Raw genomic sequence first — 3,019 nt, 5'->3', positions numbered from 1 at the left:
ACTCACCCAGGAGACCTTCCGTGAACCTGCTCCGTTCGATGTTTCGCCAAAGCCGCCGTACCATCGTGTTGGTTCTGGCGTTCAGCATCGCGAGCTCCGGGCTCAGCGTTCTGACCATCGCTTTCATCAACGAGCGGCTTCTGAGGACGCCGCCCTCCCTCGGGCCCGCGCTCTTGCACTATGCGGGGCTGCTGCTCGCGTTGTTCGCCTTCACCGTGGCGGCCCACGCCACCATGGTGCGCCTCGCCCAGCGATCCATGTACGAACTGCGACGCACGCTGGTGAAACGCGTGCTCGACACCGACATCGAGCGCCTGGAAGCCCTGGGTTCGGCGCGCATATTGGCCAGTTTGAGCAGCGACACGGGGCATATCACCACCGCCCTGATTGCATTTCCCGCGGCCGCGTACGGCGCAACGCTCAGCATTTGCGGTTTCGGCTATTTGGCTTGGCTCTCGCCGCGGCTGTTTCTCGCCACCGCCGCATGGATCGCGTTGGTGGCGGCGGTGAGCGTCGCCGTCCTGACCCGCACCTACCGGCACGCGCGGGCCATGCGCGAATCGGAGGACGGGCTCTATGCCGATTACCAAGCGGTCATCGAGGGCCGCAAGGAGCTCGCCCTGAACCGGGAGCGCGCCCGCTTCGTTTACGAGCACGAGTTCGAGCCGAATGCCCTGCGCAACCGCGAGCAAACCACGCGCGCGAGCATCCTCAATGGCTTCAACGACGCGTGGATCAATGCCATGGTTCTCGGCGCCATTGGCCTATCGTTCTTCTTGGCACACGGTTTTGCCTGGGCGAGCACCGGTGTCGCGGCCACGTATGCGCTCACCATTCTGTTTTTGCGCGGCCCCCTCACGGATGTCGCCCATACGATTCCCGTCCTGGTGAATGCCGGCGTCTCGCTCGACAAGGTGAATGCCCTGGAGCTCGCCGAGTACCAACCGGCGTTCGAGCCCGCCGGTGTGGCGCTCCCACGGGATTGGACCGCGCTGTCTTTGGAGGCGCTCACCTTCCGCTACCCGGGTGCCGGCGAAGGCTTCCACGTGGGCCCCATCGACTTGACCTTGCGGCGGGGCGAAGTCGTGTTTCTCGTGGGCGGGAACGGCAGCGGCAAGTCGACCATCGCGCGCCTTCTCACCGGCTTGTACCGGCCGCGCAGCGGGCGAATTCGCATCGACGGGAAGGTCATCCGCGATACCGAAATGCCTTCGTTCCGCGGGCTCTTCGCCAGCGTCTTTTCCGACTTTCATCTATTTCGCCAGGTGCTCGGGCCGGGCGGTGCGAACGCGGACGAATCGGAAATTCTCGAGTGGCTCGATACTTTGGACATGACCCACAAAGTGAGCCTCGAACGCGGCGCCCTGTCCGATACGCGCTTTTCCTTCGGGCAGCGCAAACGCCTCGCGCTGCTGCTGGCCGTCATGGAAGATCGCCCCATTCTCGTGTTGGACGAGTGGGCGGCCGATCAGGACCCTGTTTTCCGGCGCATCTTCTACACGGAGTTGCTACCGGTCTTCAAAGCTGCGGGTAAAACCGTATTTGCCATTACCCACGACGAGCACTATTTCCACTTGGCCGATCGTGTTCTCAAGGCGGATGGCGGGCAATTGTTCGAATACCGGACCCGGCACGAATCGGCATTGCGGCCGAAAGAGGTGACCTTACGATGAATGCAGGTTCTTCCACCTTGTCCGAATGGCAAGGCGTGACGACACGCGCGGTGGAGGCAGGGGAGAGGCCGTACCCCAGCGGCGAGACTTTCTTGCCGGTGGTCATCGAGGCCAAGCGCTTTCGGGATGTCCGAACCTTGCGCGAATTCCTCGTGACCCATTCGCGCGCGCTCAAGGAAACGATGTACGAGCACGGCGCGATCCTCCTGCGCGGATTCGATGTGCAACGCGACGAGGATTTCGAGGGCATCGTGACGAGCTTCGATGCCGCACAGCCGATGTGCGGATACTTCATGAGCGAGGCAGGCCGCGACAAGATTGCGGGCACCCGCGCGGTCTTCAATACGAATTCATTTTACAAGACCGGGGGCGGGCTCCACCTCGGTGGGTTCCATAGTGAGAATTTCTATTCGACCGATGTTCCTGCCGTTCAGAGCTTTTGGTGCAAAGAGCCGCCCTCCCTCGGCGGGGAAACGGCCCTCGTGCAGAGTACACATATGTATGCTGAGCTGCCGGACGCGCTGAAAAGGAAACTGGAAGGGGAGAGGGTCCTTGCGGGAACCCTGCCGCTGTCGATCATTGCGGGCCGCTATCAATTGCCCGTGGACACCGTGAAAGCGTTTTGCCTCGAGGCCGGCCTGGAGATGACGGGCGACTCGGTGCTCGTTCACAAGCCTGCGGTCTACAAGCATTCGCACACCGGGCGGCTGGCCCTGCAGATCAATTTTTCCTCGGAGATCAAAGGCCTCGACGCGGCGCTTCGCCGGTTGATTGCACCGAGCTACCGCGGACTTCAATGGGCGCTGCCTCGGCTCGGCTGGCGTTACCCTGCGGTGGCCGCGCTGTTGCCGGCGCTCGATTCGTGGCGCTTGGCGCTCCAGGTGCTCGTGGGCGGTGTGGCCGCGGTGGCCTCGCGCATGTTCGGCAAGCGAGCGACCGCGAACGGTCTCGCCCCTTCGTCGGGGCGCATTGCCGAGCGCCTCACGCCGGAGGACGTCGAGACGCTTGCCGCCGCGATTTGGCGGCACACCTCGGTTTTTACGTGGAAGAAGGACGATGTCCTCATCTTCGACAATTTGCAATTGTTGCACGCGGGCATGCCCGGGCGCGGCCGCCGCGAGATCCGCGTGATGATGTGCGACCCGATCCGGATGGACTTGCCGCTGGCCTCGGGGCTCTTCGAGGCGCCAAAAACGAACCCCGCGTACGAATCGATGGGCACCCGCCTGGAGCGCCTGGCGGAAGCTTCTCCTGCGCAGTGACTATTTTGAAGTGGGGAACCTCCGCTTTTGGAGAGGGACCCTTAATCTGAGATCAGATTCGGAATCGGATTCTGATTCGGAATC

At 62.8% G+C, this 3,019-nt stretch carries 2 protein-coding genes; both read left to right on the top strand.

The window, feature by feature from the left end; translation table 11 throughout:
* The first annotated feature begins 20 nt into the window (after positions 1-20).
* Positions 21-1,673, top strand: coding sequence for a multidrug ABC transporter permease/ATP-binding protein (locus tag LZC95_33130; protein WXA91288.1), 1,653 nt, complete (start codon positions 21-23; stop codon positions 1,671-1,673).
* The gene (locus LZC95_33125; protein ID WXA91287.1) at positions 1,670-2,935 is read left to right on the top strand and encodes a TauD/TfdA family dioxygenase; all 1,266 of its coding nucleotides are present in this window, start codon (positions 1,670-1,672) and stop codon (positions 2,933-2,935) included. The genes LZC95_33130 and LZC95_33125 overlap by 4 nt, the downstream gene beginning before the upstream one ends.
* Positions 2,936-3,019: the final 84 nt, after the last annotated feature.

Source organism: Sorangiineae bacterium MSr12523 (assembly GCA_037157775.1).
In the GTDB taxonomy this organism is placed as follows: domain Bacteria; phylum Myxococcota_A; class Polyangia; order Polyangiales; family Polyangiaceae; genus Pendulispora; species Pendulispora brunnea.
The sequence above is the reverse complement of the archived record's forward strand: the minus strand, read 5'-3'. Positions and strand labels throughout refer to the sequence as shown.